This window comes from Acinetobacter sp. CY81 (assembly GCF_059515925.1).
Window position 1 is genome coordinate 48,051 of sequence record NZ_JCAKNC010000014.1, and the last position, 24,458, is coordinate 72,508.

The 24,458-nt window shown below is 38.6% G+C and carries 20 protein-coding genes and 4 tRNA genes; 15 read left to right on the forward strand and 9 right to left on the reverse strand.

All coding sequences use genetic code 11. The features are described from left to right. Positions 1 to 8: 8 nt before the first annotated feature. Together AC5YDM_RS13600 and AC5YDM_RS13605 are read left to right on the forward strand one after the other, a co-directional pair. Positions 9 to 1,127, forward strand: coding sequence for a CaiB/BaiF CoA transferase family protein (locus AC5YDM_RS13600; protein WP_496152617.1), 1,119 nt, complete (start codon positions 9 to 11; stop codon positions 1,125 to 1,127). A 171-nt stretch (positions 1,128 to 1,298) separates the two neighbouring features. Beyond that, entirely contained in the window at positions 1,299 to 2,294 is a 996-nt protein-coding gene (locus tag AC5YDM_RS13605) for a DUF2804 domain-containing protein (protein WP_496152618.1), read from the forward strand. A gap of 66 nt (positions 2,295 to 2,360) precedes the next feature. Here the strand turns inward: AC5YDM_RS13605 and AC5YDM_RS13610 are convergent, their stop codons facing one another. The 3 genes from AC5YDM_RS13610 to AC5YDM_RS13620 all read right to left on the reverse strand — a co-directional run bounded on the left by AC5YDM_RS13610 (position 2,361) and on the right by AC5YDM_RS13620 (position 6,333). Then, positions 2,361 to 4,193 carry a DUF3413 domain-containing protein gene (locus AC5YDM_RS13610; RefSeq protein ID WP_496152619.1) on the reverse strand — a complete coding sequence of 611 codons (1,833 nt, stop codon included), beginning with the start codon at positions 4,191 to 4,193 and terminating at the stop codon, positions 2,361 to 2,363. A 203-nt stretch (positions 4,194 to 4,396) separates the two neighbouring features. Next, a complete protein-coding gene (locus tag AC5YDM_RS13615) occupies positions 4,397 to 5,272 on the reverse strand; it encodes a metal-dependent hydrolase (protein ID WP_496152620.1) in 876 nt (291 codons plus the stop codon). Positions 5,273 to 5,457: 185 nt separating this feature from the next. Then, entirely contained in the window at positions 5,458 to 6,333 is an 876-nt protein-coding gene (locus AC5YDM_RS13620; RefSeq protein WP_496152621.1) for a metal-dependent hydrolase, read from the reverse strand. 155 nt (positions 6,334 to 6,488) lie between these two features. Here AC5YDM_RS13620 and AC5YDM_RS13625 point away from each other — a divergent pair, with 155 nt between their 5' ends. Then, the gene (locus AC5YDM_RS13625; protein WP_496152622.1) at positions 6,489 to 7,529 is read left to right on the forward strand and encodes a helix-turn-helix transcriptional regulator; all 1,041 of its coding nucleotides are present in this window, start codon (positions 6,489 to 6,491) and stop codon (positions 7,527 to 7,529) included. 107 nt (positions 7,530 to 7,636) lie between these two features. Here AC5YDM_RS13625 and AC5YDM_RS13630 read toward each other — a convergent pair whose 3' ends face one another. After that, positions 7,637 to 8,986 carry a Na+/H+ antiporter NhaC family protein gene (locus tag AC5YDM_RS13630; RefSeq protein ID WP_496152623.1) on the reverse strand — a complete coding sequence of 450 codons (1,350 nt, stop codon included), beginning with the start codon at positions 8,984 to 8,986 and terminating at the stop codon, positions 7,637 to 7,639. A gap of 349 nt (positions 8,987 to 9,335) precedes the next feature. On the opposite strand from AC5YDM_RS13630, the gene trpA reads away from it, so the two are divergent. From trpA to AC5YDM_RS13650, 4 genes are read left to right on the forward strand one after another with little or no spacing between them, the layout of a single operon-like run. Continuing rightward, entirely contained in the window at positions 9,336 to 10,139 is an 804-nt protein-coding gene (gene trpA, locus AC5YDM_RS13635) for a tryptophan synthase subunit alpha (RefSeq protein ID WP_496152624.1), read from the forward strand. After that, on the forward strand, positions 10,136 to 11,032 hold the full coding sequence (gene accD, locus AC5YDM_RS13640; RefSeq protein WP_496152625.1) for an acetyl-CoA carboxylase, carboxyltransferase subunit beta: 897 nt from the start codon (positions 10,136 to 10,138) through the stop codon (positions 11,030 to 11,032). The genes trpA and accD overlap by 4 nt, the downstream gene beginning before the upstream one ends. Then, positions 11,029 to 12,318 (forward strand): bifunctional tetrahydrofolate synthase/dihydrofolate synthase, encoded by a 1,290-nt coding sequence (gene folC, locus AC5YDM_RS13645; RefSeq protein WP_496152626.1) that lies wholly within the window; start codon positions 11,029 to 11,031, stop codon positions 12,316 to 12,318. Before accD ends, folC begins: the two co-directional genes overlap by 4 nt. After that, positions 12,305 to 13,279, forward strand: a complete 975-nt coding sequence (locus tag AC5YDM_RS13650; protein WP_496152627.1) for an SPOR domain-containing protein — start codon at positions 12,305 to 12,307, stop codon at positions 13,277 to 13,279. The genes folC and AC5YDM_RS13650 overlap by 14 nt, the downstream gene beginning before the upstream one ends. A 25-nt stretch (positions 13,280 to 13,304) precedes the next feature. On the opposite strand, the gene AC5YDM_RS13655 is transcribed toward AC5YDM_RS13650, so the two are convergent. Both AC5YDM_RS13655 and AC5YDM_RS13660 read right to left on the reverse strand, forming a co-directional pair. Then, a complete protein-coding gene (locus tag AC5YDM_RS13655) occupies positions 13,305 to 13,901 on the reverse strand; it encodes a dual specificity protein phosphatase family protein (RefSeq protein ID WP_496152628.1) in 597 nt (198 codons plus the stop codon). A 301-nt stretch (positions 13,902 to 14,202) separates the two neighbouring features. Next, positions 14,203 to 14,838 carry a peroxiredoxin gene (locus tag AC5YDM_RS13660; protein ID WP_496152629.1) on the reverse strand — a complete coding sequence of 212 codons (636 nt, stop codon included), beginning with the start codon at positions 14,836 to 14,838 and terminating at the stop codon, positions 14,203 to 14,205. A 335-nt stretch (positions 14,839 to 15,173) separates the two neighbouring features. Between AC5YDM_RS13660 and secA the strand changes: the two genes are divergently transcribed. The 8 genes from secA to AC5YDM_RS13700 all read left to right on the forward strand — a co-directional run bounded on the left by secA (position 15,174) and on the right by AC5YDM_RS13700 (position 21,597). Continuing rightward, complete coding sequence (gene secA, locus AC5YDM_RS13665) at positions 15,174 to 17,891, forward strand: preprotein translocase subunit SecA (RefSeq protein WP_496152630.1); 2,718 nt, start codon at positions 15,174 to 15,176, stop codon at positions 17,889 to 17,891. Between the two features lie 211 nt (positions 17,892 to 18,102). After that, entirely contained in the window at positions 18,103 to 18,450 is a 348-nt protein-coding gene (locus AC5YDM_RS13670) for a hypothetical protein (protein WP_496152631.1), read from the forward strand. Between the two features lie 167 nt (positions 18,451 to 18,617). Next, on the forward strand, positions 18,618 to 19,838 hold the full coding sequence (gene argJ / locus AC5YDM_RS13675; protein ID WP_496152632.1) for a bifunctional glutamate N-acetyltransferase/amino-acid acetyltransferase ArgJ: 1,221 nt from the start codon (positions 18,618 to 18,620) through the stop codon (positions 19,836 to 19,838). Between the two features lie 127 nt (positions 19,839 to 19,965). Next, complete coding sequence (nadA, locus tag AC5YDM_RS13680) at positions 19,966 to 21,033, forward strand: quinolinate synthase NadA (protein WP_496152633.1); 1,068 nt, start codon at positions 19,966 to 19,968, stop codon at positions 21,031 to 21,033. Between the two features lie 156 nt (positions 21,034 to 21,189). Beyond that, positions 21,190 to 21,266: transfer RNA gene (locus tag AC5YDM_RS13685), tRNA-Pro, on the forward strand. 46 nt (positions 21,267 to 21,312) lie between these two features. Then, positions 21,313 to 21,389: transfer RNA gene (locus tag AC5YDM_RS13690), tRNA-Arg, on the forward strand. 40 nt (positions 21,390 to 21,429) lie between these two features. Beyond that, positions 21,430 to 21,505, forward strand: a tRNA-His gene (locus AC5YDM_RS13695). Positions 21,506 to 21,520: 15 nt separating this feature from the next. Continuing rightward, positions 21,521 to 21,597: transfer RNA gene (locus AC5YDM_RS13700), tRNA-Pro, on the forward strand. A gap of 156 nt (positions 21,598 to 21,753) precedes the next feature. Here the strand turns inward: AC5YDM_RS13700 and yfiB are convergent. Genes yfiB through yfiR form a run of 3 tightly spaced genes read right to left on the reverse strand, consistent with a single transcriptional unit; the run spans position 21,754 to position 23,981 of the window. Further along, positions 21,754 to 22,233, reverse strand: a complete 480-nt coding sequence (gene yfiB, locus AC5YDM_RS13705) for an outer membrane lipoprotein YfiB (protein ID WP_496152634.1) — start codon at positions 22,231 to 22,233, stop codon at positions 21,754 to 21,756. Between the two features lie 21 nt (positions 22,234 to 22,254). Continuing rightward, a complete protein-coding gene (gene dgcN, locus AC5YDM_RS13710) occupies positions 22,255 to 23,472 on the reverse strand; it encodes a diguanylate cyclase DgcN/YfiN (protein ID WP_496152635.1) in 1,218 nt (405 codons plus the stop codon). Positions 23,473 to 23,477: 5 nt separating this feature from the next. Beyond that, positions 23,478 to 23,981 carry a regulatory sequestration protein YfiR gene (gene yfiR / locus AC5YDM_RS13715; RefSeq protein WP_496152636.1) on the reverse strand — a complete coding sequence of 168 codons (504 nt, stop codon included), beginning with the start codon at positions 23,979 to 23,981 and terminating at the stop codon, positions 23,478 to 23,480. Between the last annotated feature and the right edge of the window lie 477 nt (positions 23,982 to 24,458).

Sequence of the window (24,458 nt, forward strand, 5' to 3'; positions counted from 1 at the left end):
AGTAATTAATGAATGCACCTTTAAAGGGACTCAAAGTACTCGATTTTTCGACATTATTACCGGGGCCATTTGCCACATTATATTTAGCGGATATGGGGGCAGAAGTAATTCATGTGGAATCACCAACGCGACCTGATTTGGTTAGATTACTTCCACCTTATGCCAATGGGCAGGCCACTTCTCACAGCTATTTAAATCGTAATAAACAATCAGTTACCTTAGATTTAAAAGATCCAGTAAGTATTGCGCTGATTAAACAAAAAATATCTGAATACGATATTGTTGTAGAGCAGTTTAGACCTGATGTCATGCAACGTTTAGGTTTAGATTATGGAACTTTATCAGAAATTAACCCACGATTAATTTACTGCTCTATTACAGGATATGGTCAAACCGGTTTGTATAGAAACAAAGCAGGGCACGACATCAATTATGTGGCATTGTCTGGCATTGCTGGTCATTCTGGACGTTTAGACAATGGTCCACCACCGATGGGTATACAAATCGCGGATGTTGCGGGAGGCTCTCTACATGCAGTCATTGGTATCTTATCCGCAGTGATTGAGCGTCAAAGTAGTGGTTTAGGACAGTTCATTGATATCTCGATGACCGATTGTGCGGTTACTTTAAATAATATGGCAGCTGCTGCAGTATTAGCGGGTGGTGAAAAGCAACAAGCGGAGAGTGAACATCTTAATGGGGGTACTTTTTATGATTATTATCAAACCAGTGATGGTCGATATCTTTCCATTGGAAGTTTAGAACCACAGTTTATGTCTGGTTTAGCAGCAATATTAGATCTGCCTATCCTAATGCAAAAAGGATCTTCATTTGACCCTGATGATCGTAAAGAGGTAAAAGACGCGATACAAGCCAAGATTGCTGAAAAAACATTTGATCACTGGAAAACTATATTTTCGGAATTGGATGTGTGTGTTGAACCTGTCATGAAACTGGATGAAGCCTTATCTTCAGATTTAGCTGAACAGCGTGGTTGGGTGGTCAATGTTCCTGTGAAATCTGATTCATCAGATACCGAGCCACAACTGGCATTTCCGATTAAATTTTCCAGATCCCAACCCCAGTATCAATTTATTGGACAGGCTTTGGATGAGGGACAATGGTAATTTGCTTAAGGTTTAACTTTATTTAATATTTTAGTTGAGCCAGTCTAGTTGCTGGCGACTAAAAAATTTTAAATTGATCATTTTAGTAATTTGCTAATTTCAAAAAATCAGTAATAATGAGAAAGTTCGACTAAAGTCTAAATTTATAGACGATCATTAGGCTGTTTTTAAATGGATTTAATACAAATAAATGGACAGCCCCGTTTTGGGCGGTTTTCAGAATTGCCAAGTGCAATTACTGTTTCAAAATATGTATATAAAACGCCTTATGGAAAAACTTTAAAAAGTTGGCGTAAGAAACTTAAATTTAAAAAATTTAAGTTTTGTAGTATTCAACATGAGCACTATAGCATTGGATTGGCGATCGCAGATATTGCGTGGGCAGGGCATGGATTTATTTATGTCTATGATCACCAGACTCAGCAAGTTCTAGAGTGGAATGCCATTAATATTTTGGCTCGTTCTACAGTTGTGGATGAACAGCCTTTATTTAATCATAGTCATTTCAGTCACTCGCCGTTTGAACTCGATATTCAACATGCCAATGGTGTGCGCTACATTACCGTTAAAAGACATGGCGAAGAAAAACTCCGTGCCCGAATTTTCTGTGCAGGAACAGATCCTCTGTCGATGTGTAGTCCAACGGGTATTAATGGCTGGACTTATACTCAGAAATTAACAACTTTGGCTGTTGAAGGTTTTTTCTTTAATAAACAAGGTGAACGAATTGAGTTTAATGAACGTAGTTTCGCCGCACTCGATGATACTTGTGGATTTCTAAGACCTGAAACAGCATGGTTTTGGCTGTCTTGTAATTTTTGGGATAAACAACAAAATCGCATTGGCATTAATTTAGCTTCAGGCGTGAACGAAAGCTTTGGAAATGAAAATTGTCTATGGATTAATGGACGGATGTATCCACTGGCGGATGTATTGTTCGAAGTGACAGACGAAAATCATTGGTCTATTCGTTCTTTAGATAACAAACTCAATCTCGTGGTTGAAACGGGTTGGCGTCGTTATGAGAATCTGAATTTACGTATGGTGGGTAGTCAATTTAGCCAATGGCAATCAAAAATTACAGGGCAAATTGAAACAGAAGATCAAGGGATGATTCAATTTGATCAACAATATGGATTGCTTGAACAACATTATGCAAAGTGGTAATTCCATTTTATATCAATAAAAAAGCCACTTCGTGAAGTGGCTTTTTTATTCTTAAATTTCTAAAAACTATTTACTAAAGCGACTAATCTGCTCAAGAGCTTCTTGTAAATATTGAGCATTTACTTCTTGATTCTTTGCAGGACGATTGGTTTTGTCTAAGAGATCATACTGACCGACTGCACCGACCTCTAAGATATTCTGAGGTGTAATAACAGCATAACTACTATAATTTGAAGACATAATCCAATCACGTTTTACAGGTTCACCAAATAGATCTTCACCGACACTATAGTCTTTAATATCATTACTTACTCCCAAATGATGTTTCATGAGCGTAGGAACAATATCCTGATGGCTTGTGATTAAATTTGAATCCCATTTTTTCAGTGAAGCTTGATTTGGCGCAATAATGGCGAAAGGAACTTTAGTTTGTGCATCCGTATAGTTCCCGTTGTGACCCCAGAAGTTTTGTTTATTATCATTAACTTCTTGACCATGATCACCTGTAATAATAATGACAGTGTTGTCTAGATCACCAGAACTTTCAAGTTTATCAATAACGCGTTTTACTAGACTATCCACATAATGAACGCTGGTTTTGTAACGGTTAAACATTAATGACGGATCAGTTTCATTATTAAGCTTGAGGTAATTAACCTCTTTTAGCATCGGTTGGAACTGAGTTTTATAACCTTCCGGAAAGTCATAACCATGTGGTGCATCATAAAATAAGAAAGAGAAAGCTGGTTTAGAACGATCACGCTGTCCGTACCATTTAAGCCAGTCTTCAGTTAAGCCAACGTCTAATCCAGCAGGCGAACTTCCTTCTGAACTAATACGTAAATTTGGAACTTTCGCGAAAACGTTTTGATCAAACTCAGGATTGGTAAGTTTTGCTGCAGCAAAAATTCCTAAATCATAGTTAAGTGCTTGTAGGCGATCCATAAAAACAGGTGTTTGGCGGTTGACTAAAATTCCATGCCAATACGTACCTGGGATTGCATAGAACATACCGAAAATACCAGTACGCGTACAGTTACCTGTTGAATAATGCTGATTGAAAACTTGTCCCTTTTTAGCCAAATTCCACATATTGGGTGATGTTTCAGCATTAAAGGTATCAGCACGCCATGAATCCACCACAATCCACATGATATTTAATGGTTTCTCTACAGGCTGAGTTTTTATTGGCGTTAATGGATAGTTAATATCACTCTTACGATCAAGAGACATTGCTTTTTGACGTTCGAGTGCTTCCTGATCAATCCAGCCATATTTGGTCATGGTAGAGTTTGATGTTGCTGGATAGAACAGTGGTAAATAGCGCTTAGTTAAAGTTACAGGCTGGTATACGTGTGCAGCAGCCCAAACGTGAATACCATTTGAAACAAGTAAAGTCAAAGTTACTAAATAAGCAAATTTTTTACCCACTTTCCATTGAACTAGAGGGTTCGATTTTTCAAGTTTTACAATGAGTAAATATTGTAGCGTCCAAACAATGACAATACCAAAAATAAGCATAAGCCATGAAGAAAGTGGGAAAGTTACAATTTGACTCGACATCACCAGTTTCAGCATGACAGTACTAATATGAAAACGATACTGAGCAAAAACAATGGTATCAATCAATAAGGCAATTAATACAAAAGTAAAGACACCGGATTGCAGAATACGGCGAATTAGTTGGGGTAAAAATAAAGCAGGAATGAGAAGTAGACCAACCAAGGAAATCAGCAGGGTCATGTGAGAAATTGTGCTTGTTACTAAAAAAGTAAAGCCCAAAAAGTCTGTGGGGAACTCAGGAAGAAATGCAAAATATCGACAAGCGATGAGCATTGCAATGATGGCATTCACTAGAATGAGATAAGAATGCGCATGCAATTTTGATTTAAAATTCATAACAGTATTTCATATAGGGTATTGATTTTGGAGCATTGCCGATAGGTGCAAAGCAGATTCTTGAATTTTACGGCAGGTATATTAACTGAATTTAATAGAAGTTTAAAAAGTATTCACATTTGTCGACTTTGTATTAAATCACTCCACAAAGTCAAAAGTTAAATTCCTTAAAGTAAATATTAGAATCGCTAAATAAAATTATTTTAGTTTGCAGCCTGCCAAAAAGCTTCACCAGCATGAATCGGGTCTTGTGTATTAGCTAAAGCATCTACCCAAACTTGGTATTGTTGAATAACAGAATGCTGATTTGGATGAAAGTTTGGACGAAACCAATCGAGATATTCTTGTTTTTTAGCGGTCAATATTCCTTTTCTACCGATCAACCATTTTAAACCATGTCCAAACATTTTAATTCGCTCAACGCGAGTGAATCCATCGTGTTTTAACAAGCCATTGGTGCGTTGCATGGTAAAACCAAACATCATCATCGTCACTAAAATCAAAGCTGTGTAGCGGACTGCATTTGGCGTTCTAGCAACATCGACCATGACATCATAAGCAACATCACGGTGTTCCATCTCTTCGATACTGTGCCAAGCAAAAAGTGCGCGCACAAAAGGATGTGCGCCTTGCATGGTACTTTTTTCACTAAAAAAGGTCGTCGCCATCAACGCAGTCAAGTGTTCACATGAAGCTGTAATCGCAATATTGAAAGTATTCGGGTAGCGCTTTAATGCATGTTTGAAACGTTGATTGACTTGCCGAATATACTTTTCAATTGGCATGCCTTGATCAATGAGAATTTTATTCATTTTGTCATGTGCAATACCGTGTTGCGCTTCTTGTCGAATAAAGTTTTTTACGCGACAGGCTAATTCAGGTTCTTGGATTTGATCTTGAAATAGTCTTACACATTGAATGAAGTAGCGTTCTCCATCTGGAAAGGTCAGACTGAGTGCATCGAAAATTCGGGTTCGAAATGGGTCATTATCAAACCAAAATCGAGGTACTTCCTCTAAACGAAAATTTAGACCTTTTCGAACGATGGGAAGAGGCAAGTGGTTAGTGACGGCATTCATGTTATTTTTATGGCTCAAATTAATTTTAAAAGAGTATGTAAAAAAAACAATCTGGGGTCTTTATCTATACAGGTCATTTTATGTTGAGTGATGATCTTTTTTGCATGCTTTTTGGCTTATCTAATGAAGATTGCAGTGATCGAATTATCTTTTAAAAGGGTGGGAAATCGACCACTTAGACGCGTCTATTTACCTGCTTGCCAGAAGACTTCGCCTGCTTGTATTGGATCATTGGTGTCGGCAAGTGTTTTTAACCACACATCATATTGAGCAATAATCGGATGCTGACTTGGGTGAAAATCTTTTTTAAACCAATCTGTATAGGGTTTACGCATTTTAGTCAGTATACCGTTACGCCCAATAAACCAACGTAAACCTTTTGCAGTGAGTTTTAATCTTGTTAGTCGGTCAAAACCATCATATTTAAGCATGATATTGGCACGATAAACGGTAAAACCAAGCATTAGAACCGTGGTAAATGCCAAAGCAAATTTACGTGTCGATTCGGGAACATCACCCACTTGTTTCATGACGTCAAAAGCGACATCACGATGCTCCATTTCTTCAATCGCATGCCAAGCCAGTAATGCTCTTACGTAAGGGTGTGCGTCGTGTAATGTTTCTTTGTGACTGTAAAATGTATCTGCCATTAATGCAGTTAAATGCTCTGCTGCTGCAGTCATTGCAATGTTATAAGCAGGTGAGCGCTTGGTCAGTTCAAATTTAAATATTTTGTTCAAAACTTGAATAAATTGGTCGACAGGCATACCTTGCTCTTTCATGACCTGATTCATTTTGTCATGTGCGATACCATGTTGCGCTTCTTGGCGGATAAAATCAGCAACGCGTTGTTGTAAATCAGGATCGCTAATTTTGTCTCTAAACAAACGTACTGACTCAATGAAGTAACGCTCTCCATCCGGAAAGGTTAAACTCAAAGCATCAAACATGCGTGTTTTGAATGGATCACCACCAAACCAGAAGCGTGGAATATCATCCAATTTAAAATCGAGGTTTTTGCGAACCACAGCTTCGACTGAATATTGAGTAAATGCGTTCATATTATTTTTAAGGCATTATTTCGATAGCTTCAGTATGGCGCTCCGTTACAACTTTTTTTTGACAGTTCTTGCCAATTTTTATACATTTTACGACAAATGAAAATAATGAATGTCAGAATGAGAATACAAAATAAGCCATTGCATTGGGTGAGTTTATGAAGGAAATACAAATTCCCAATGGCTATTTTCATCTATGGAAAACCTATGTCACTCAACAGGGCATCGATGCGATTTCACTTGCAGAGTCACATGGATTTAAAACTGAATTATTAGAAATATTATCGGCTCCCATCGCGCAACAATCTTCGTATCATCTTTTTGAACAATGCATTCAATGGACACAGAAAGCATTGGGGCAAACACATATTTGCTTTGATATGGCGAAATATATTAAAGCAGAGCATTTCGGTGTCGTAGGTTATATGGCAACACGTAGCCAGCGGATTTCAGAGTCTTTAGATTATATTATTCGGTTTAGCCGTCTAGTGATTGATGGTGAAGAAATTACGCCGATGCAATTAAGTCATCATGGAAATGCATTGGTCTTAAGTTGGCCTTTTATTGCAGAGCATTATATTTTAATCAATGAGTTAAACAGTGCATTTATCATTGAAATGGCACATCAAATTGTAGCCTTAAATCAATTTCCTTTAAGAAAGATTAGTTTTGCCCATCCACCACAAATGCCCATTTATCATTACCAAAAATTTTATGGATGTGAGGTTGTTTTTAATCATTCAAGATATGAATTTGAGATCAGTTTAGGAAGCTTAGATGTAGAGCTGGATCAGGCAGATCCATCCTTGATGGAGTTTTTATTGAAGCAAGCTGAGGATGCGATTGCCTCAAAAATCCATTTAAATACAGAAAATGACAGTGTTAAACGTCAACTTCAGATTTATATAGTTACGTATTTAGCCGACAAACAACAAGCACCTAAAATTGAAGAAATCGCCCAATTCCTACATATTTCAGTGCGCACGTTACAACGACAGTTAAAACTCGAACACACCACTTTCAAAGAAATCTTAGATGAAGAAAGAATGCAACTTTGTGAAAAGTTACTGAGCAAAGATCGTAGTTTGATAGAGATTGCTAATCAGTTGGGGTACTCGGATCAGTCGGCACTGGCGAGGGCTTATAAAGCGTGTAGAGGCAAAACTTTACTACAATTTAAAAATGAGTCGAAAGCGTAGCCTGATTTTTTTAAAGTAGTTGTATCGAACTTTAAATAAAAAAAGGCGAGTCTAAACTCACCTTTTATCGTAAGTATCATGATCAAAATGAACTAATTTTTCAAAAATCAAATATTCGCTGTAGCTGTATCTTTTTTAAGACGTGGGAAACGGAAAATGATCGCTATTATTGCGAATATCGCCAATACCCAACAATAGTAAACGCTTGTAATCATTTCAACCGGTGAAAGTTTTGCGATAGAACAAGCCAAAAGAAGTTGAGCGCCATATGGAATTAAACCTTGAATCACACAAGAGAAAATATCTAACAATGCCGCAGCACGTTTTGGGTCAACGCCGTATTCTTTGGCAACTTCACGTGCCATATCTCCAGATAAGATAATCGCGACAGTATTATTTGCGACAAAAAGATTGGAGAAAATAACCAAGAAGCAAATACCAATTTCACCTGCACGCTGTGCGCGTACTTTGAATAAGCGCGTCACGCTGTAAATACGTTGAATCAGCCATTCTAGACCGCCTTCTTTTTGCATAATTGCAGAAAGACCGCCCAGCATCATGGATAATAGCGCTACTTCAAACATACCGACAAAACCATCATAAATAGAGGTGTTGAGCTTTTGGATGCTGAATTCTGGCTGGACCATAAAGCCAATAAGTCCTGAAATCAAAATGCCGATTGTGAGTACTGCAAGCACATGTAAACGACTAAAAGCTAAAAAGAACACAGCGATATAAGGAAGAATAAGCCAAGCATTATAATCTTTGTAATCAACAGTTTGATTGGTATTGCTAAACGCAATATAAATGATCAAAGTGATCAGTGCCGCAGGGACAGCAATCCATACATTGACCTTAAATTTATCACGTAACTCTACATTTTGACTGCGAGTAGCTGCAATCGTGGTGTCGGAAATCATGGATAAATTATCACCAAACATCGCACCACCAAGCACAGCACCAATGGCATAGAGCACATTGATTTCGGTGACTTGGCTAAAACCAAAAGCAATCGGCGCACAGGCTGCGATGGTACCCATGGAAGTACCCATTGCTGTTGCGATAAATGCTGATATGACAAACAGCATCGGCAAAATAAATTCGGGAGAAATAATCGATAACCCGAATTGTACTGTGGCATCAACACTACCAATGACGCTAGTGACACTTGCAAATGCGCCTGCCAGCATAAAAACCATAAACATTAGAATTAAATTGGGATGGCTTGCACCACCGAGAAACTCTTCTATTCCTTCGTTTAATTTCCCTTTGTAAAGCATCACAGCCAGAATAATGGCAGGGATTGCTGCAACAGGTGCTTTGATTTGATAGAAGGCAAATTCTGTTCCGATCAGTGAGTGATAAATACCGCTGCCTAGAAAAATGGCTAAAAAAACAATAAGTGGAAGCAAGGCAAGTGCTCGAGCATGAGCTTTACCTGATGTGGGAGTCGTCATAAAAAAAGTAATAAATAAGTAAGCGTAAGTAGTATAAATCAGCTTTTGCTATTTAAGAAAAATTAAAATGTAAACGCTAACTGACTTTTTTATAATGTTTTTTTAGCTATATAACTAAGTAGGGATTAACGTTGATGATTTTAAAATAAAGCGAAAATAGGTGTTTTTGATCATTGTGAAAAAAATCAAAATATTGATAAATGTGCACTGTGTTGTTAAATGAATTTGAGGTAGTGTTGTCTCAGTTTCGCTCTGTTCATTGAGTAAAAAATAGCGTTACAATGAGATGACTTGTATTTTTACAATATCAACTCCTCAATTTTAAACAATTCAAGGAATGTACACCCCTATGTCACGTTTAGCCGCACGATTTGCACAGCTTAAATCTCAACAGCGTAAAGCTTTAGTTTCGTATGTAATGGCAGGTGACCCACAACCCGTGGTAACAGTTCCACTGTTGCATCAAATGGTTGAGGCTGGGGTAGATGTAATTGAACTTGGATTGCCATTTTCCGACCCGATGGCAGATGGTCCAGTAATTGCTCTGGCTGCTGAACGGGCTCTAGCTGCGGGTACTAATACCCTCGATGCTTTAAATATGGTTAAACAGTTCCGTGAGAAAGACAGTGAAACACCTGTTGTACTGATGGGCTATTTAAACCCTGTTGAAGTGATCGGCTATGAGCGTTTTGTTTCGATTGCACACGAAAGTGGTGTAGACGGTGTTCTTCTAGTGGATTTACCACCAGAAGAAGCAAAAGATTTAGATGCTGTATTGAAAAAATACAATATGGATCAAATTTTCTTGCTCGCACCAACATCGACAGATCAACGAATTCAACATGTAGCAAATCAAGCAAGTGGCTTTATTTACTATGTTTCACTTAAGGGTGTGACTGGTGCAGCAACTTTGGATGTCGCAGAAGCTGCAGCGCGTATCCAAAAAATCAAAGCTGTGACAGATGTACCTGTGGGTGTTGGCTTCGGAATTAGTGATGCTGCTTCTGCGAAAGCAATGGGAAGTGTGGCTGATGCTGTGATTGTTGGTAGTGCATTTGTGAAACCTTTTGCAAACCTTGCACCCGAACAAGCTGCTGAGCAAGCGGTCAATAAAGTTAAGGAGCTTCGAGCTGCGCTCGATGAGTTAGTATGAATCAAGAAGTGAAATCAGGGAAAGTTTTGAGTCCAATTACACCATGGACAGAACGTTCAGTTCCGGGCATTCATGTTCCTGATGAACAACAGACATTAAAAGCGACATTTACTGAACCGACGATTGAGTGTCCAGAATGTCATGCTTTGGTTACCCGTACAGCGATGTCTTTCAATGCTTATGTTTGTCCACAGTGTGACGAACATTTGAAAATGAAAGCACGTGATCGTTTGAATTGGTTCTTTGATCAAACGGGTAAAGAGTTCGGTCAAGAATTTGTTGCAAAAGATCCTCTTAAGTTTGTCGACAGTAAAGCTTATCCTGTGCGTATGAAAGAAGCACAAGAGAAAACAGGTGAAACAGAAGCGCTTGTTGTGATGCAAGGTCAAATCAAAGGCGTATCTTTGATTGCATGTGCTTTTGAATTTGACTTCATGGGCGGATCCATGGGTACAGTCGTTGGTGACCGTTTTGTTCAAGCGGCAGAAAAAGCCATTGAAACTAAACAGCCGATGATTTGTTTTGCTGCTTCTGGCGGTGCACGTATGCAAGAAGGGATGTTATCTTTGATGCAAATGGCTCGTACTTCAGCGGCAATCCAAAAAATGAAAGATGCTCGTGTACCATATATCGTGGTATTAACACATCCTGTATATGGGGGTGTGACTGCATCACTTGCGATGCTAGGTGATGTGCATATTGCTGAGCCTAAAGCGATGATTGGCTTTGCAGGTAAGCGTGTGATTGAACAAACTGTACGTGAAAAACTGGAAGAACCATTCCAACGCGCAGAATTCTTGCTTGATCATGGTGTGGTCGATCAAATTGTCCATCGTCATGCATTACGTGATACAGTTTACCGTATAGTAGCGAAGTTGATGAATTTGCCTTGATGCACACAGCACCATTAGAAACTGATGATTTACAAACATGGCTCGATTATTGGAGCCATGTTCACGTTACAGGGATTGATTTAGGCTTAGAACGAGTCATCCCTGTTGCAGAAAAGCTTGGTGTCGTTATACCGAATGCTAAAGTTGTGACTGTTGCAGGAACAAACGGCAAGGGTTCAACGTCTACGACTGTAGCATCTATTCTGAATGCTCAAGGCTATCATGTAGGCCTATATCAATCTCCGCATATTTATCGATTTAATGAACGTGTCAAACTGGCAGGACAAGAAGTAGATGATCAATCATTGATTGCTGCTTTTGTATTGGTCGATCAAGCACGCCGTGAATGTAATCTCAGTCTTTCTTTTTTTGAAGCAACCACACTTGCTGCATTTGTGATTTTTAAGCAAAAAGCGTGTGATGTTTGGGTGCTCGAAGTAGGACTAGGCGGTCGTTTAGATGTGGTCAATGTAGTAAATCCCAATGTCGCTGTGATCACCAATATTGGTCTAGACCATGTTGATTGGCTGGGTGACACAATTGAAAAAATTGCCTTTGAAAAAGCAGGTATTGTTCGTCCAGATATTCCTGTGATTTTTGGCGGTCAACAAGATCTTCCTCTTGCGATTCAACAAAAAGTAAAAGAATCAAATGCAAAACTCTATTGTTTGAACCGTGATTATTTTTATAAAGATAGTCTAGATGGAAAAACATGGGATTTTGCAAGTTCAGGGACGACCTTGAAGCTGCCTATCGGTTCTTTAGCACTTGATAATATTTCCACTGCTGTCGCAGCAGTTTTATTGAGTGGACTTCAAGTATCACAGCAAGCGATTGCAACAGGTATTCAAAATGCAAAACTGCAAGGTCGTTTTGAAGTACGAAAAATTGCCGATAAAACAGTGATTTTTGATGCGGGACACAATCCGCATGGTGTAGAATTTTTGTTAAAGCAATTGCGTAATTTCTTAGAATACAATAAACAGTACACAGAAGTGGTTGCTGTTTTTTCAATGCTTGCAGATAAAGATATTAATTCTGTTGTTAAGTTATTGAAAAACACCATATTAAAGTGGAAAATTGCACCTATGGCTGTGCCTCGTGCTGCTTCTTTTGAACAATTAGAGAATGCATTGCAAGGTGAAACAGTTCAATCATATCAAAATGTACAAGCAGCATTTCAATCAGCGCTTGAAGAATCAAATAATAATCAGCTGATTTTGGTGTGTGGTTCGTTTCATACCTTAGAAGCGGTCTGGGAGTATTTAGAGCATGTCAATGAATAACAAACAGCGTTGGATGGGTGGCGTTGTTTTATTAGGTGGTGGTGTTTTATTGGCAGCCCTCCTATTAAAAGGTAAAGAAGAAATACATCAAACCCAAGTCCAAGCACCGACCACGGAAAAAGTACAACAACAAGGCAATCGACCTGCTGAAGCAGTTCAGTTAGAAGCTTTAACGGTTGACGTTGAAACAGAAAAACGTTTACTTGAAGAGCAACGACGTGCGCGTGAAAAGGCGGTTGCAGAACAAGAAGCAAAATCTGCTGAATTCCTACGCATGCAACAACAAGCAGAAGCAGAAGCAGCTCAAAAAGCAGCTGAAGAATATGCTGCAATGAATGCCAGCCGTATGGCACAGCAAAGTTCTGATCATATTCCACCTGAATTGGTCGAAGATGAAAAAGCCAAAGCTCAACGTTTAGCAGAAGATAAAAAGGCTGAACCGAAGAAACAAGAGCAGTTAAATGCGAAAGCAGATCAGACTGCTGAGCAAAAGCGTAAAGCTGAAGAGCAGAAAAAGGCTGAAGCAAAACGTATAGCTGAACAAAAGGCAGCAGCAGACAAGAAAGCGGCTGATGAGAAGAAGCGCGCTGAAGAAAAGCGGAAAGCTGAAGCTGAGAAAAAAGCAGCTGATCAGAGAGCTGCTGAGAAAAAGGCTGCGGAAGCAAAGAAAAAAGCTGAAGCAGATAAAGCACGTGAGCTTTTGGAAAAAGGTGATAAACAGTGGATGGTGCAAGTGGCGCTGGCTGCCAATGCTGCTAATGCCGATGCTGTTGCAGCAAAACTTCGTGCAAAAGGCTATAAAGTAACGCAAAGCCCAACGTCGAAAGGTATTCGGATCATGGTTGGTCCTTCAAAAGACCGTGAAACTGCGGATGCTGCACGTAAGAAGATCAATACTGATCCGAGTTTGAATATGAAGTCAGCATGGGTGATTGATTGGGTGCCTTTAGATAAGCGCTAATTTTTTGCACTCGTTATGACAAAAATTAAGATGGATTCGAGAGTTGTTCTCGAATCCATTTTATATTTTCAGGGGTGAATATTTTTTCGATATTGATCCAAATCGGATGAAATCCATAACCACCATATTTCATTTCATCAAGCGCATCCTGAGTTGACCAACCCTCAAAGATGAGGCGATACATCGCAGTACTTGCACCTGTACGATCCGAACCGTGATAGCAGTGAATCAGTACCTTCTGTTCGAAAGACTTGGCTTGTTGAATCTCAAGCATGATCTGTAGTAGGTCTTCGCGGCTCATTGACCAAGTATTGATGGATATGTGAATCAACTTTAGATTTTGATCTTTTAATTGTTTTGAATCTAGATCGCGACTTCTTAAGTTGATGACGACGTCTATTTGATGTTTTTTAATTTGCGATGTCAAATTAGCATCTGGCTGTTCACTGCGAAAAACATCTGCACTAATTTGATAGAAATTTTCTGCACGATTAAGCTCTTTAGCCCAATGTGTAGGGCGTTGCTCTTCTGGAAGGCTTGGCGTTGTAATACAGCCTGAAACCATAAAGCTTAAGGTCAGGATCTTAAAAAAATGGCGTTGTATTCTAAATAATCCGTTCATAATTATTTTAATTCGTGGGATTTACGCTTAAAAGCTGAGTAGAAATCGAATTCAAAAGTGATTGTTTAATCATTTAAAGCTTAACATTGAAATTCTGTACAGTTTTAAATTGTTAGTTAGGGTATTTGTATCAGATTGAGAATGATCATTTAATTCTAAAAATGACTCCAGTGAAAATTTGTTTGAAAAAGAGTATTTGAATTTTAGATAAAATAAAAAAGCCTATTCGGAAATAGGCTGTGTGATTCAAGATGGCTCGTCAAAGGATCTTGAATTTAGGTGAAAAAGTAAATGTAATCGCTTATTTGGGTTGAGCAGTAAATCTCAAATAAGGCTTAACGGCTGTATATCCTTGAGGAAAGCGTTGTTTAATTTCTTCTTCATCTTTTAACGCAGGAACAATCACGACATCATCACCTTGTTGCCAGTTGGCAGGGGTAGCAACCTTATGGTTTTCTGTGAGTTGTAATGAATCAATCACACGTAAAATTTCATGGAAATTACGACCTGTTGAAGCAGGATAAGTAATGATTAAGCGTACTTTTTTATGTGGGTCGATCACAACTAAAGAGCGTACAGTCGTGGTTTCGCTGGCATTAGGATGAATAAAATCATAAAGGGTTGATACCTTGCGATCTTTATCTGCCAGAATGGGGAAATTGACTTGCGTGTTCTGTGTTTCATTAATGTCTTGAATCCATCCGTGATGCGATTCAACATCATCTACAGATAAAGCAATGGCTTTTACCCCTCGTTTTTCGAATTCATCTTTTAATTTTGCTGTAAATCCTAATTCAGTTGTGCAAACAGGTGTGTAATCCGCAGGGTGGGAAAATAAAATGCCCCAATGATCACCCAAAAACTCATAGAAACTGATCGTACCTTGGCTAGATTCTTGTTGGAAATCTGGTGCAATATCACCTAAACGTAAAGACATCTTAAATCCTCATTTCTGTTGTATATGTTTTATGTTGAATAAGAATATGTGGCATTTTATTTAGAATGAAAAATAGTGTTTTAAGCTTTTATTATGAAAAAAATAGATAAATACGTAAATTTTATTTAAAAAAATGATTTGTTTGATAAGAATCAACTATCTATAGAACGATTAAATTTGCTACATTAATTCGCCTTTGACGCTATGTTGTAAATACACTGGTCAGAATTTTTTGAATGCTTTTGTTTAAAACCCTTGTACTTCAAATTTCTAGCACCATAATAACGTCTGAGAAAAAATTTATTTTTAATAAGCAAGTTTTAGAGAGTCTATACATGTTGGCAAGTCTGATCGGAGGTATCTTCGGTACTAAAAACGAGCGCGAACTGAAGCGTATGCGTAAAATTGTCGAGAAGATCAATGCGCTCGAGCCGACGATCTCTGCATTAAGTGATGCAGACTTATCTGCAAAAACCGAAGAATTCAAACAACGAAATAAGAAAGGTGAAAACCTAGATAAGCTATTACCAGAGGCTTTTGCGGTATGTCGCGAAGCGGGTAAGCGTATTATGGGCATGCGTCACTATGATGTTCAGCTGATCGGTGGTATTACCTTACATGAAGGTAAAATTGCGGAAATGCGTACAGGTGAAGGTAAAACCTTGATGGGTACTTTGGCTGTATACCTCAATGCGATTAGCGAGCAAGGTGTGCATGTTATTACGGTCAATGATTACTTGGCACAACGTGATGCTGAATTAAACCGTCCGCTCTACGAGTTTTTAGGTTTAAGTGTAGGCGTGATTTATTCAATGCAAGCACCGTTTGAAAAAGCGGAAGCGTATCGCGCTGATATTACCTATGGTACAAACAACGAATTTGGTTTCGATTATCTACGTGATAACATGGTGTTTTCTCTCGCTGAGAAAAAACAGCGTGGATTAACTTATGCGATTATTGATGAGGTCGATTCGATCTTGATTGATGAAGCGCGTACACCTTTGATTATTTCAGGTCAAAGTGAAGATTCTTCCCAACTTTATGCGGCAATCAATGCGATTCCTCCAAAGTTACGTGCACAAAAAGAAGAAAAAGTTGCTGATGGTGGTCATTTCTGGATTGACGAAAAGCAACGTTCAGTTGAAATGACTGAGACTGGTTATGAAGCGGTTGAAGCTGAACTCATTGAAATGGGTTTATTGGCTGAAGGCGAAAGCTTATATTCAGCAGCTAATCTTAATTTAGTTCATCACGTTACTGCGGCGATTCGTGCACATTATCTTTATCAACGTAATGTTCAATACATTATCAACGATGGTGAAGTGATTATTGTAGATGAAAACACAGGTCGTACGATGCCAGGTCGTCGTTGGTCTGAAGGTCTGCATCAAGCCGTTGAAGCAAAAGAAGGTTTGGAAATCCAACCTGAAAACCAAACACTTGCAACAACGACATTCCAGAATTATTTCCGTTTATACAAAAAGCTTTCAGGTATGACAGGTACTGCTGATACTGAAGCGGCGGAAATGAAAGAAATTTATGGCTTAGATGTGGTATTGATTCCAACACATCGTCCAATGGTTCGTAATGACCAAAACGATTTAATTTATTTAAACCGTAATGGCAAATACAACGCGATTATTGAAGAAATTCAAAAAATTCATGAAGCTGGTGTTGCACCTATTTTGATTGGTACAGCGACTATTGAAGCATCTGAAATTTTATCTGATAAGCTAAAAGAAGCAGGTATTTTCCACGAAGTACTGAACGCAAAACAGCATGAGCGTGAAGCAGATATTATTGCTCAAGCGGGTTCACCACGCGCAGTCACCATTGCAACCAACATGGCAGGTCGTGGTACAGATATTTTGCTAGGTGGTAACTGGAAATCTAAGCTCGCTAAAATTGAAAACCCAACTGCGGAAGACGAAGCTCGTCTAAAAGCAGAGTGGGAACAGAACAATGAAATGGTACTCGCATCAGGCGGTTTACATATCATTGGTTCTGAACGTCATGAATCGCGTCGTATTGATAACCAGTTGCGCGGTCGTTCTGGTCGTCAAGGTGACCCAGGTGTTTCTCGCTTCTTCTTATCACTTGAAGATGATTTGATGCGTATTTTTGCAGGTGATCGTGTTGTCGGTATGATGCGCGCGATGGGCTTGCAAGAAAATGAAGCGATTGAACATAAGATGGTGTCGCGTTCAATTGAAAATGCACAACGTAAGGTTGAAGCACGTAACTTTGATATTCGTAAGAATCTATTGAAGTACGATGATGTAAATAACGAACAACGTAAAATTATTTACTCACAACGTGATGAAGTGCTTGCTGAAAGTACTTTACAAGATTACATCGAAGGCATGCATCGCGAAGTGATGAAAGGTGTGATTGAGAACTTTATTCCACCTGAATCGATTCACGATCAATGGGATATTGCAGGCTTAGAGCAAGCACTCAATGCTGATTTTGGTATTGATTTACCTGTTAATGAATGGCTCGAGAATGATCGCCGTTTAGATGAGGAAGCATTGGTAGAGCGTATTACCGATGAAGTGATTGCGCGTTACCGTTCTCGTCGTGAACAGATGGGGGATGAATCTGCTGCAATGCTAGAGCGTAACTTTATGTTGAGCTCGCTTGATCGTCATTGGAAAGATCATTTGGCTGCAATGGATTACTTGCGTCAAGGGATTCATTTACGTGGTTATGCACAGAAAAACCCTGAGCAAGAATATAAAAAAGAAGCATTCAATTTATTCGTCAATATGTTGGCTGTAATCAAGTCTGATGTAGTAACAGACTTGTCATTGGTTCGTTTACCAACACCTGAAGAACTTGCTGAAATGGAAGCTCAACAGCAAGCCCAAGCGGAGTCAATGCATTTATCATTGTCACATGCTGAAGTGGATGGTTTAACAGGTGAAGAAACAGTGATCGAGCAAGACGTAAATCAATCCGCTGGTGATGTGATTGCTCCACCTGAAAGCCGCAATGCGCCATGCCCATGTGGTTCAGGTCTTAAATATAAACAATGTCACGGTAAAATCTAAGATCGCTCATAACAATTGAGTTTTTTCTAGGATTTGGCCGTGTATGAAGAAAAAGCAGAATTGAGGTTCTGCTTTTTTTATTTCTATGGATTGATCTATTGTTCAGTTGATCGATTAAATCGTGGTTTGATCTTTACAAGATGTGAATAAATATTGCCTAATGAATAAGTTAATGTTATTTACATGTCATGAATGACACATTGGAAAGAAAATGAAAAAACTATTAAAACCAATCTTCGCAATAGCTTTCGCACTACCTACTCTTGCATTTGCAAACGCTGCGACACAAACGACGACCGTTGATAAAGTGAAGGCAGCTACAGGTGCGCATGTTGCTCAAGCCGAAGTGAAAGACAATACTACGACGGTGATTAGCCCACGCACAGGGATTCGTTATACTTTGGGGAATACAGGTGGTCGTCCGATCATTTTGAAAACTGCGGCTATTTCGGCAGTGACACCTGCGACAGCAAATCGCATTGTAGCTTCAAACCCAGCGCTATCGGCTTCGAGTCAAGAAAAGGCGAAACAAGCTTTACTTGATGGGAATGCTCAATAATTTTTTATTGCATTTAGATTCAATCTTTCGATCAATACCAGCCAAAGTTGCTGGTATTGTTTTATGACAAGCTATAAAAGTGAAAATCGCAGTACAGAATGACTCGATTTTTTGACTCTTTTCTAATAAGCTTGTTTTTTCTTTAATTTAATTCTGGACATTTAAAAATGGCGGTTGGTGACGTGGCAATGCCACAGATGCATGTGGTAAAGGGTGTAAAAATAGGCTCAGCAGAAGCGTATGTACGTTATCCAAACCGACGTGATTTAGTTGTTTTTGAATTTTCAGCGGGTACCAATGTCGCAGGTGTATTTACTCAAAATGCATTTTGTGCAGCTCCTGTGCATGTATCAAAAGCACATTTAGCTGAAAAAAACCCGCGTTATTTGGTGATCAACACAGGTAATGCCAATGCGGGTACAGGTCCAACAGGTATGCAAAATGCGCAAATGACTTGTGCTGAATTTGCCAAAATTGCCAATGTGAATGCAAATGAAGTCCTACCATTCTCAACTGGGGTGATTGGTGAACAATTACCGATGGATCGTTTGATCAAAGGTTTAAAGCCAGCATTTGAAAGTGTTACTGATGATGCGTGGTCACAAGCGGCTTCAGGTATTATGACCACAGATACTTTGCCTAAGGGGGCTTCTGAGCAATTTGAAATGGATGGCGTGCGTTATAGCATGACGGGTATTTCAAAAGGTGCAGGCATGATTCGTCCAAATATGGCAACCATGCTCGGTTTTGTTGCTACAGATGCACCTATTTCAAGAGCATTGGTTCAGCAGTTACTTAAAACCACAGTAGAGCAGTCATTTAACCGTATTACGATTGATGGTGATACGTCGACGAATGATTCTTGTATTTTTGCTGCGACAGGTCAAGCAGGTGGCGCTGAAATCACATCTATTGAAGATGCTCGCTATACCATTGTTCTAGATGTTTTAACGCGTATTATGAAGCGTTTAGCACAGCTCATCGTTCGTGATGGTGAAGGTGCGACCAAGTTTATTACTGTAGCGGTTGAAGGTGGTAAAAACACCCAAGAATGTTGCGATATTGCGTATAGCATTGCACATTCCCCATTAGTTAAAACGGCATTCTTTGCATCTGATCCAAACTGGGGTCGTATTCTTGCGGCAATTGGTTATGCCGGTGTCAAAGACTTGAATGTTGAAAAAATCCAAGTTTGGTTGGATGATGTACAAATCTGTAAAGATGGTGGCGCTGCGGCAGACTATACTGAAGAAGCAGGTGCTAAAGTAATGAATCAAGCAGAGATTACGATTCGTGTTGATCTACGTCGAGGTGAAGCCAAAGATACGGTTTATACCTGTGACTTGTCTTATGACTATGTCAAGATCAATGCCGATTATCGTTCTTAATGTTAAAAAGCCTCAATGTAATTGAGGCTTTTTTGTATGTATTTTAATGATTGGTAAAAAGTAAACTGCCAAATTATCAATCGGTGTGTGACAGCTCAATTGAGCGTTAAGGATAGAGACAGCTAGAATGAATGATGCAACCAATTTAATTGCCAATGATGCAAAGACGATTGTACAAGCGCATTTAGACTTATTGGGGGAAGTAAAGGAGCATGTGATATCTCCTGAACTTAAAAAACAGAAATTTGCAGAAATTCAAGCTGAACTGATTAAACGTGATGCTGTATTGGTTGCGCATTATTATTGTGATCCTGAAGTTCAGGAACTTGCCGAGTTGACTGGTGGTTGTGTCTCTGATTCTTTAGAGATGGCACGTTTCGGTCGTGATCATCCTGCCAAGACATTGGTTGTAGCTGGTGTGAAGTTTATGGGAGAAACGTCAAAGATTTTATCTCCTGAAAAAACAGTGCTTATGCCGACTTTAGAGGCAACATGCTCTTTAGACCTTGGATGCCCTGTTGATGAGTTCACAGCGTTCTGTGATGCGCATCCAGAGCACACGGTTGTGGTCTATGCCAATACCTCTGCAGCTGTCAAGGCGCGCGCAGATTGGGTGGTTACTTCAAGTTGTGCAGTAGAGATTATTGAGCACCTTGATAGCTTAGGTGAAAAAATCATTTGGGCACCAGATCAGCATCTTGGACGTTATATTCAAAAGAAAACGGGCGCTGATATGTTGCTTTGGGATGGCTCTTGCATTGTACATGAAGAGTTCCGCGCACGTGGTATTGCTCAAATGAAAGCACTGTACCCAAATGCTGCTGTACTTGTGCATCCAGAATCACCTGAATCGGTTATTGATGTTGCTGATGCGGTAGGAAGTACTTCACAACTTATCAAAGCGGCACAAGAGCTTCCGCATGACACTATGATCGTGGCAACGGATCGCGGAATTTTTTATAAAATGCAACAAATGGTGCCAAATAAGACTTTAATTGAGGCCCCAACAGCTGGAGAGGGAGCAACTTGTCGTTCATGTGCACATTGTCCATGGATGGCAATGAATGAATTGGATGGAATTTTGGATGTTTTGCGTAAAGGTGATCAAGAAATATTCGTTGATGCTGCTTTATCAAAACGTGCTAAACAGCCTTTAGATCGAATGTTGAACTTTAGTGCCTCTTTAAAACGATAAAAACAGCTAAAATGCTTGATAAATATACATTTGAAGCATTTTTTTCACTTTTTTTGAATATAGGTGTTGACGAGATTAAGCGTCGCGCCTAGAATGCACACCGTACCGAACGATACATCGAAAGATAAGTTGAACGGTACACAAGCTGAGATGAATCGGAGTATGGCGCAGTTTGGTAGCGCACCTGGTTTGGGACCAGGGGGTCGTAGGTTCGAATCCTACTGCTCCGACCAATTCTTCAAGGCAAGGTTTTCCAGTGATCTTAGATCGTTAGGTAATGCGCCTGTAGCTCAGTTGGATAGAGCATCCGCCTTCTAAGCGGATGGTCACAGGTTCGAATCCTGTCAGGCGCGCCATCTGGTCGTTTGATATTGTAGAATCTAAAATGTTGTAATGGTGGTTGTAGCTCAGTTGGTAGAGCCCCGGATTGTGATTCCGGTTGTCGAGGGTTCGAGCCCCTTCATCCACCCCAATCTCTTATGAGAATCGGAGTATGGCGCAGTTTGGTAGCGCACCTGGTTTGGGACCAGGGGGTCGTAGGTTCGAATCCTACTGCTCCGACCATTAAGTTTTAAAAATTTATTTTTAAGTTTTAGTTAATTGATCCGCTTAGTTGCGGTTTTTTTACGTCTGTGAAAAGTAAATTTAAAATTAAAATAATTTTGAAAAAAAGACTCCACTTGGAGTCTTTTTTAAATCTTGAAATTAAATATTCGAAGATTACGGAATAATGATAATGGCAACGCGTCTATTGGCAGCTCTTGCTTCTTCAGTATTTGCTTGATCAATCGGTTGGGTTGCTCCCTTGCCGATAGTTTGAATATTTTGTGCTTGGAATTGATTTGCTAAAAATATTTGAGCCACACTTTCAGCACGCTTCTTAGATAGCTTTAAGTTGTACTCTGGGTTGCCTACATTATCACTATGACCAACGACTTTAACTTTATTTAATTTGAACTTATGAAGTTGGGTGGCAAGGCGCGTTATTTCTGTTTGCTTTTGTGTAGAAATTTCTGTGGCATTAAAATCAAAGAGTAAGCGCTCAGGTAAGCCTAAACTCCAGCCTTCGTCAGTTAATACAAAACCTTGTTGTTTAAGCATTTTGACTTGTTTGTGGTTAAGTGATCCAAAACTTAAACAACCTGAAAGCGTAACCAGTAGAATCCCTAAAACGATAAATTTTAATTTTTGATTAAACATTATTTTCAACCTAAGGTGAGTTTAAGAGTGGTAAATGAACCAGTGGTGTTTCAATGTTTTTGCTTTGTACATTGCTTGATCGGCTTGTGCGATTAAGTCTTCTGGACTATTGGCTTCCTTAGCAATGGCGATTCCAATACTAAAGCTAAATGGAACAACATGATCTTTGTAGATAAGTGGTTCGGCACAGCACTTTATTAAATTTTCAGCAATTGAGATCAAATGTTCCACTTGATGAACTGACTTTAGGACAATGGCAAATTCGTCACCGCTTAGTCGTGCAACAAAATCATTTTGACGCGTACTTGCTTTCAATCTGAGCGCGGTTTCTTTTAAAACCTCATCGCCAATAGGATGTCCATATTTATCATTGATGGCTTTAAAATTATTACTATCAATAAATACAAGTGCGGCATGTTCACGTAAATCTGGATTAAGGAAGACATCCTGTAAAACCTGATTGAAATAATTTCGATTAGGCAGTTGAGTGAGGTCATCATGCTGAACTTGGTGGGTGAGTTGGCTGTTTTCGCTTTGTAAATGAATATGCCATGATTGAATTTCTTCAAGAAGCTCATTAAATACAATATTAAGATCATTAAATTCTTTAATGTTATTTTGAGGGAATCTTAAGTTGTATGCTTTTTGCTTACTGACCATTTGTGCAATATGGCTGATTGGGGAAATTGAATTCATAATGTGTTGATAGGTGACATTCACAGACCACCACAATGCAAAGACCATGAAGAGCATACCGACCAATAAGCCAAGAAAAATTTTAAGCAAAAATATTAAAATTTCATTAGAGCTACCATATAAAACAACTTCTCCTACTTTTTCACCATTGTGACTTACATCTATATGTAGGGGGGCTTTAAAGAAAAACCGATCAAACATACTCTGAAGTGATGAGTATTGATGTTTATCTTTAATGCTATTGGTAATGGGCTGACCAGTATTGTTATTGATTTGAATTGATCGAACAGAATGCTGTTGTGTGTATTCTTGAATAATTTGATTTATTGTTAATTCATCTTGGAAAACCAATGCGGGTTGAATACGTTCAGCAACAGTGCGACTGACTAAAACCAAATTTTGTTTTGCATAAGATTTAACTGTAAATACTGAAATAGATGTAAAGGTTAGTGTGCAAATAAGGAATGTGATCGCAAAAATAATAAATTGTGATCTTCTGAATACAGATTGAAGAGAGCGTAAATCAAAATATTTTTTAATCATGATGCTTACTCCGTTTGCTGCGCTAAGAGTAAGACGCGGGGATCAATATGAATTTTTGTTTTCGCTAAACTATCTAGATTGACTTTAAAAAGTGATTTTCCACTTTTTGAGGTATATAGGCAGAAGACACTTCCAATCTCACAATCTGCATTATTGGTTGAAAATGAGAGTGCAGGAGGTGATTTTAAATTGTTGATAATATTTTGTTCTTCATTTGCAGTATTTTGCGAAAAGAAAATGGCATCGCATTTAATATTCTTAAGGTTGCTTAAAGGAACGTTTAAAACTTTTAAATTAGGTTTTTTAGCACTTGCGATAAGTGCAAGTTCATTTTGAGTATCATTATCATCAATAACGCATAGGCTTGGATTTGGATTAGACCATTTAACATAGCTCATGATTGAAAATGTGATAGTGAATATAGAATGATTTGAGTTGGCGTGAGAAAGACTACTCAATAAAAGTAGTATCCCGAAACAGAAAGATTTTCTATTTATAAATGATGCCATTAAAAACTTATATTATAGTCGTTGTTCAATTTTCTAGTTTAATGCATATAAAAAAATATAAATAGCTTAAAAAATGAATGAATAAGTTAAATAAATAGGAAATTAGGTGAATTAATGTTCATCTATTAAATAAAGTTAATAATAGGTATTGCAACGTATATAAATTCCTGTAGAATGCACATCCATCGGCGGTGATGTTAATTAAAACTTGTTGATAAACAATGGTTTAGCCTGATTGGTTGGATTTAAGTTTATTGAATAGGTTGGAAAAATAATTAACAAAACTAGTTGACTAATCTTCGAAAGAGAGTAGTATAGCCGACCTAGCTTGCTGGTGACGAACCAACAAGAAGATCATTAAGAGATTATGAAGAACAACTTGTGTGGATTTTTACTGATTGATTGATCGAAATTATTTTCATTGATTGATGGTAGAAATTACTCGAAGTTTATTTGAGAAATATTTGTCAGAAAATT

Bases quoted from the DNA above. Each gene is read 5' to 3' on its own strand.
- AC5YDM_RS13600 (WP_496152617.1), top strand. From the start codon at position 9: ATGAATGCACCTTTAAAGGGACTCAAAGTACTCGATTTTTCGACATTA.
- AC5YDM_RS13605 (WP_496152618.1), top strand. From the start codon at position 1,299: ATGGATTTAATACAAATAAATGGACAGCCCCGTTTTGGGCGGTTTTCA.
- AC5YDM_RS13610 (WP_496152619.1), bottom strand. From the start codon at position 4,193: ATGAATTTTAAATCAAAATTGCATGCGCATTCTTATCTCATTCTAGTG.
- AC5YDM_RS13615 (WP_496152620.1), bottom strand. From the start codon at position 5,272: ATGAATGCCGTCACTAACCACTTGCCTCTTCCCATCGTTCGAAAAGGT.
- AC5YDM_RS13620 (WP_496152621.1), bottom strand. From the start codon at position 6,333: ATGAACGCATTTACTCAATATTCAGTCGAAGCTGTGGTTCGCAAAAAC.
- AC5YDM_RS13625 (WP_496152622.1), top strand. From the start codon at position 6,489: ATGAAGGAAATACAAATTCCCAATGGCTATTTTCATCTATGGAAAACC.
- AC5YDM_RS13630 (WP_496152623.1), bottom strand. From the start codon at position 8,986: ATGACGACTCCCACATCAGGTAAAGCTCATGCTCGAGCACTTGCCTTG.
- trpA (WP_496152624.1), top strand. From the start codon at position 9,336: ATGTCACGTTTAGCCGCACGATTTGCACAGCTTAAATCTCAACAGCGT.
- accD (WP_496152625.1), top strand. From the start codon at position 10,136: ATGAATCAAGAAGTGAAATCAGGGAAAGTTTTGAGTCCAATTACACCA.
- AC5YDM_RS13650 (WP_496152627.1), top strand. From the start codon at position 12,305: ATGTCAATGAATAACAAACAGCGTTGGATGGGTGGCGTTGTTTTATTA.
- AC5YDM_RS13655 (WP_496152628.1), bottom strand. From the start codon at position 13,901: ATGAACGGATTATTTAGAATACAACGCCATTTTTTTAAGATCCTGACC.
- AC5YDM_RS13660 (WP_496152629.1), bottom strand. From the start codon at position 14,838: ATGTCTTTACGTTTAGGTGATATTGCACCAGATTTCCAACAAGAATCT.
- secA (WP_496152630.1), top strand. From the start codon at position 15,174: ATGTTGGCAAGTCTGATCGGAGGTATCTTCGGTACTAAAAACGAGCGC.
- AC5YDM_RS13670 (WP_496152631.1), top strand. From the start codon at position 18,103: ATGAAAAAACTATTAAAACCAATCTTCGCAATAGCTTTCGCACTACCT.
- argJ (WP_496152632.1), top strand. From the start codon at position 18,618: ATGGCGGTTGGTGACGTGGCAATGCCACAGATGCATGTGGTAAAGGGT.
- nadA (WP_496152633.1), top strand. From the start codon at position 19,966: ATGAATGATGCAACCAATTTAATTGCCAATGATGCAAAGACGATTGTA.
- yfiB (WP_496152634.1), bottom strand. From the start codon at position 22,233: ATGTTTAATCAAAAATTAAAATTTATCGTTTTAGGGATTCTACTGGTT.
- dgcN (WP_496152635.1), bottom strand. From the start codon at position 23,472: ATGATTAAAAAATATTTTGATTTACGCTCTCTTCAATCTGTATTCAGA.
- yfiR (WP_496152636.1), bottom strand. From the start codon at position 23,981: ATGGCATCATTTATAAATAGAAAATCTTTCTGTTTCGGGATACTACTT.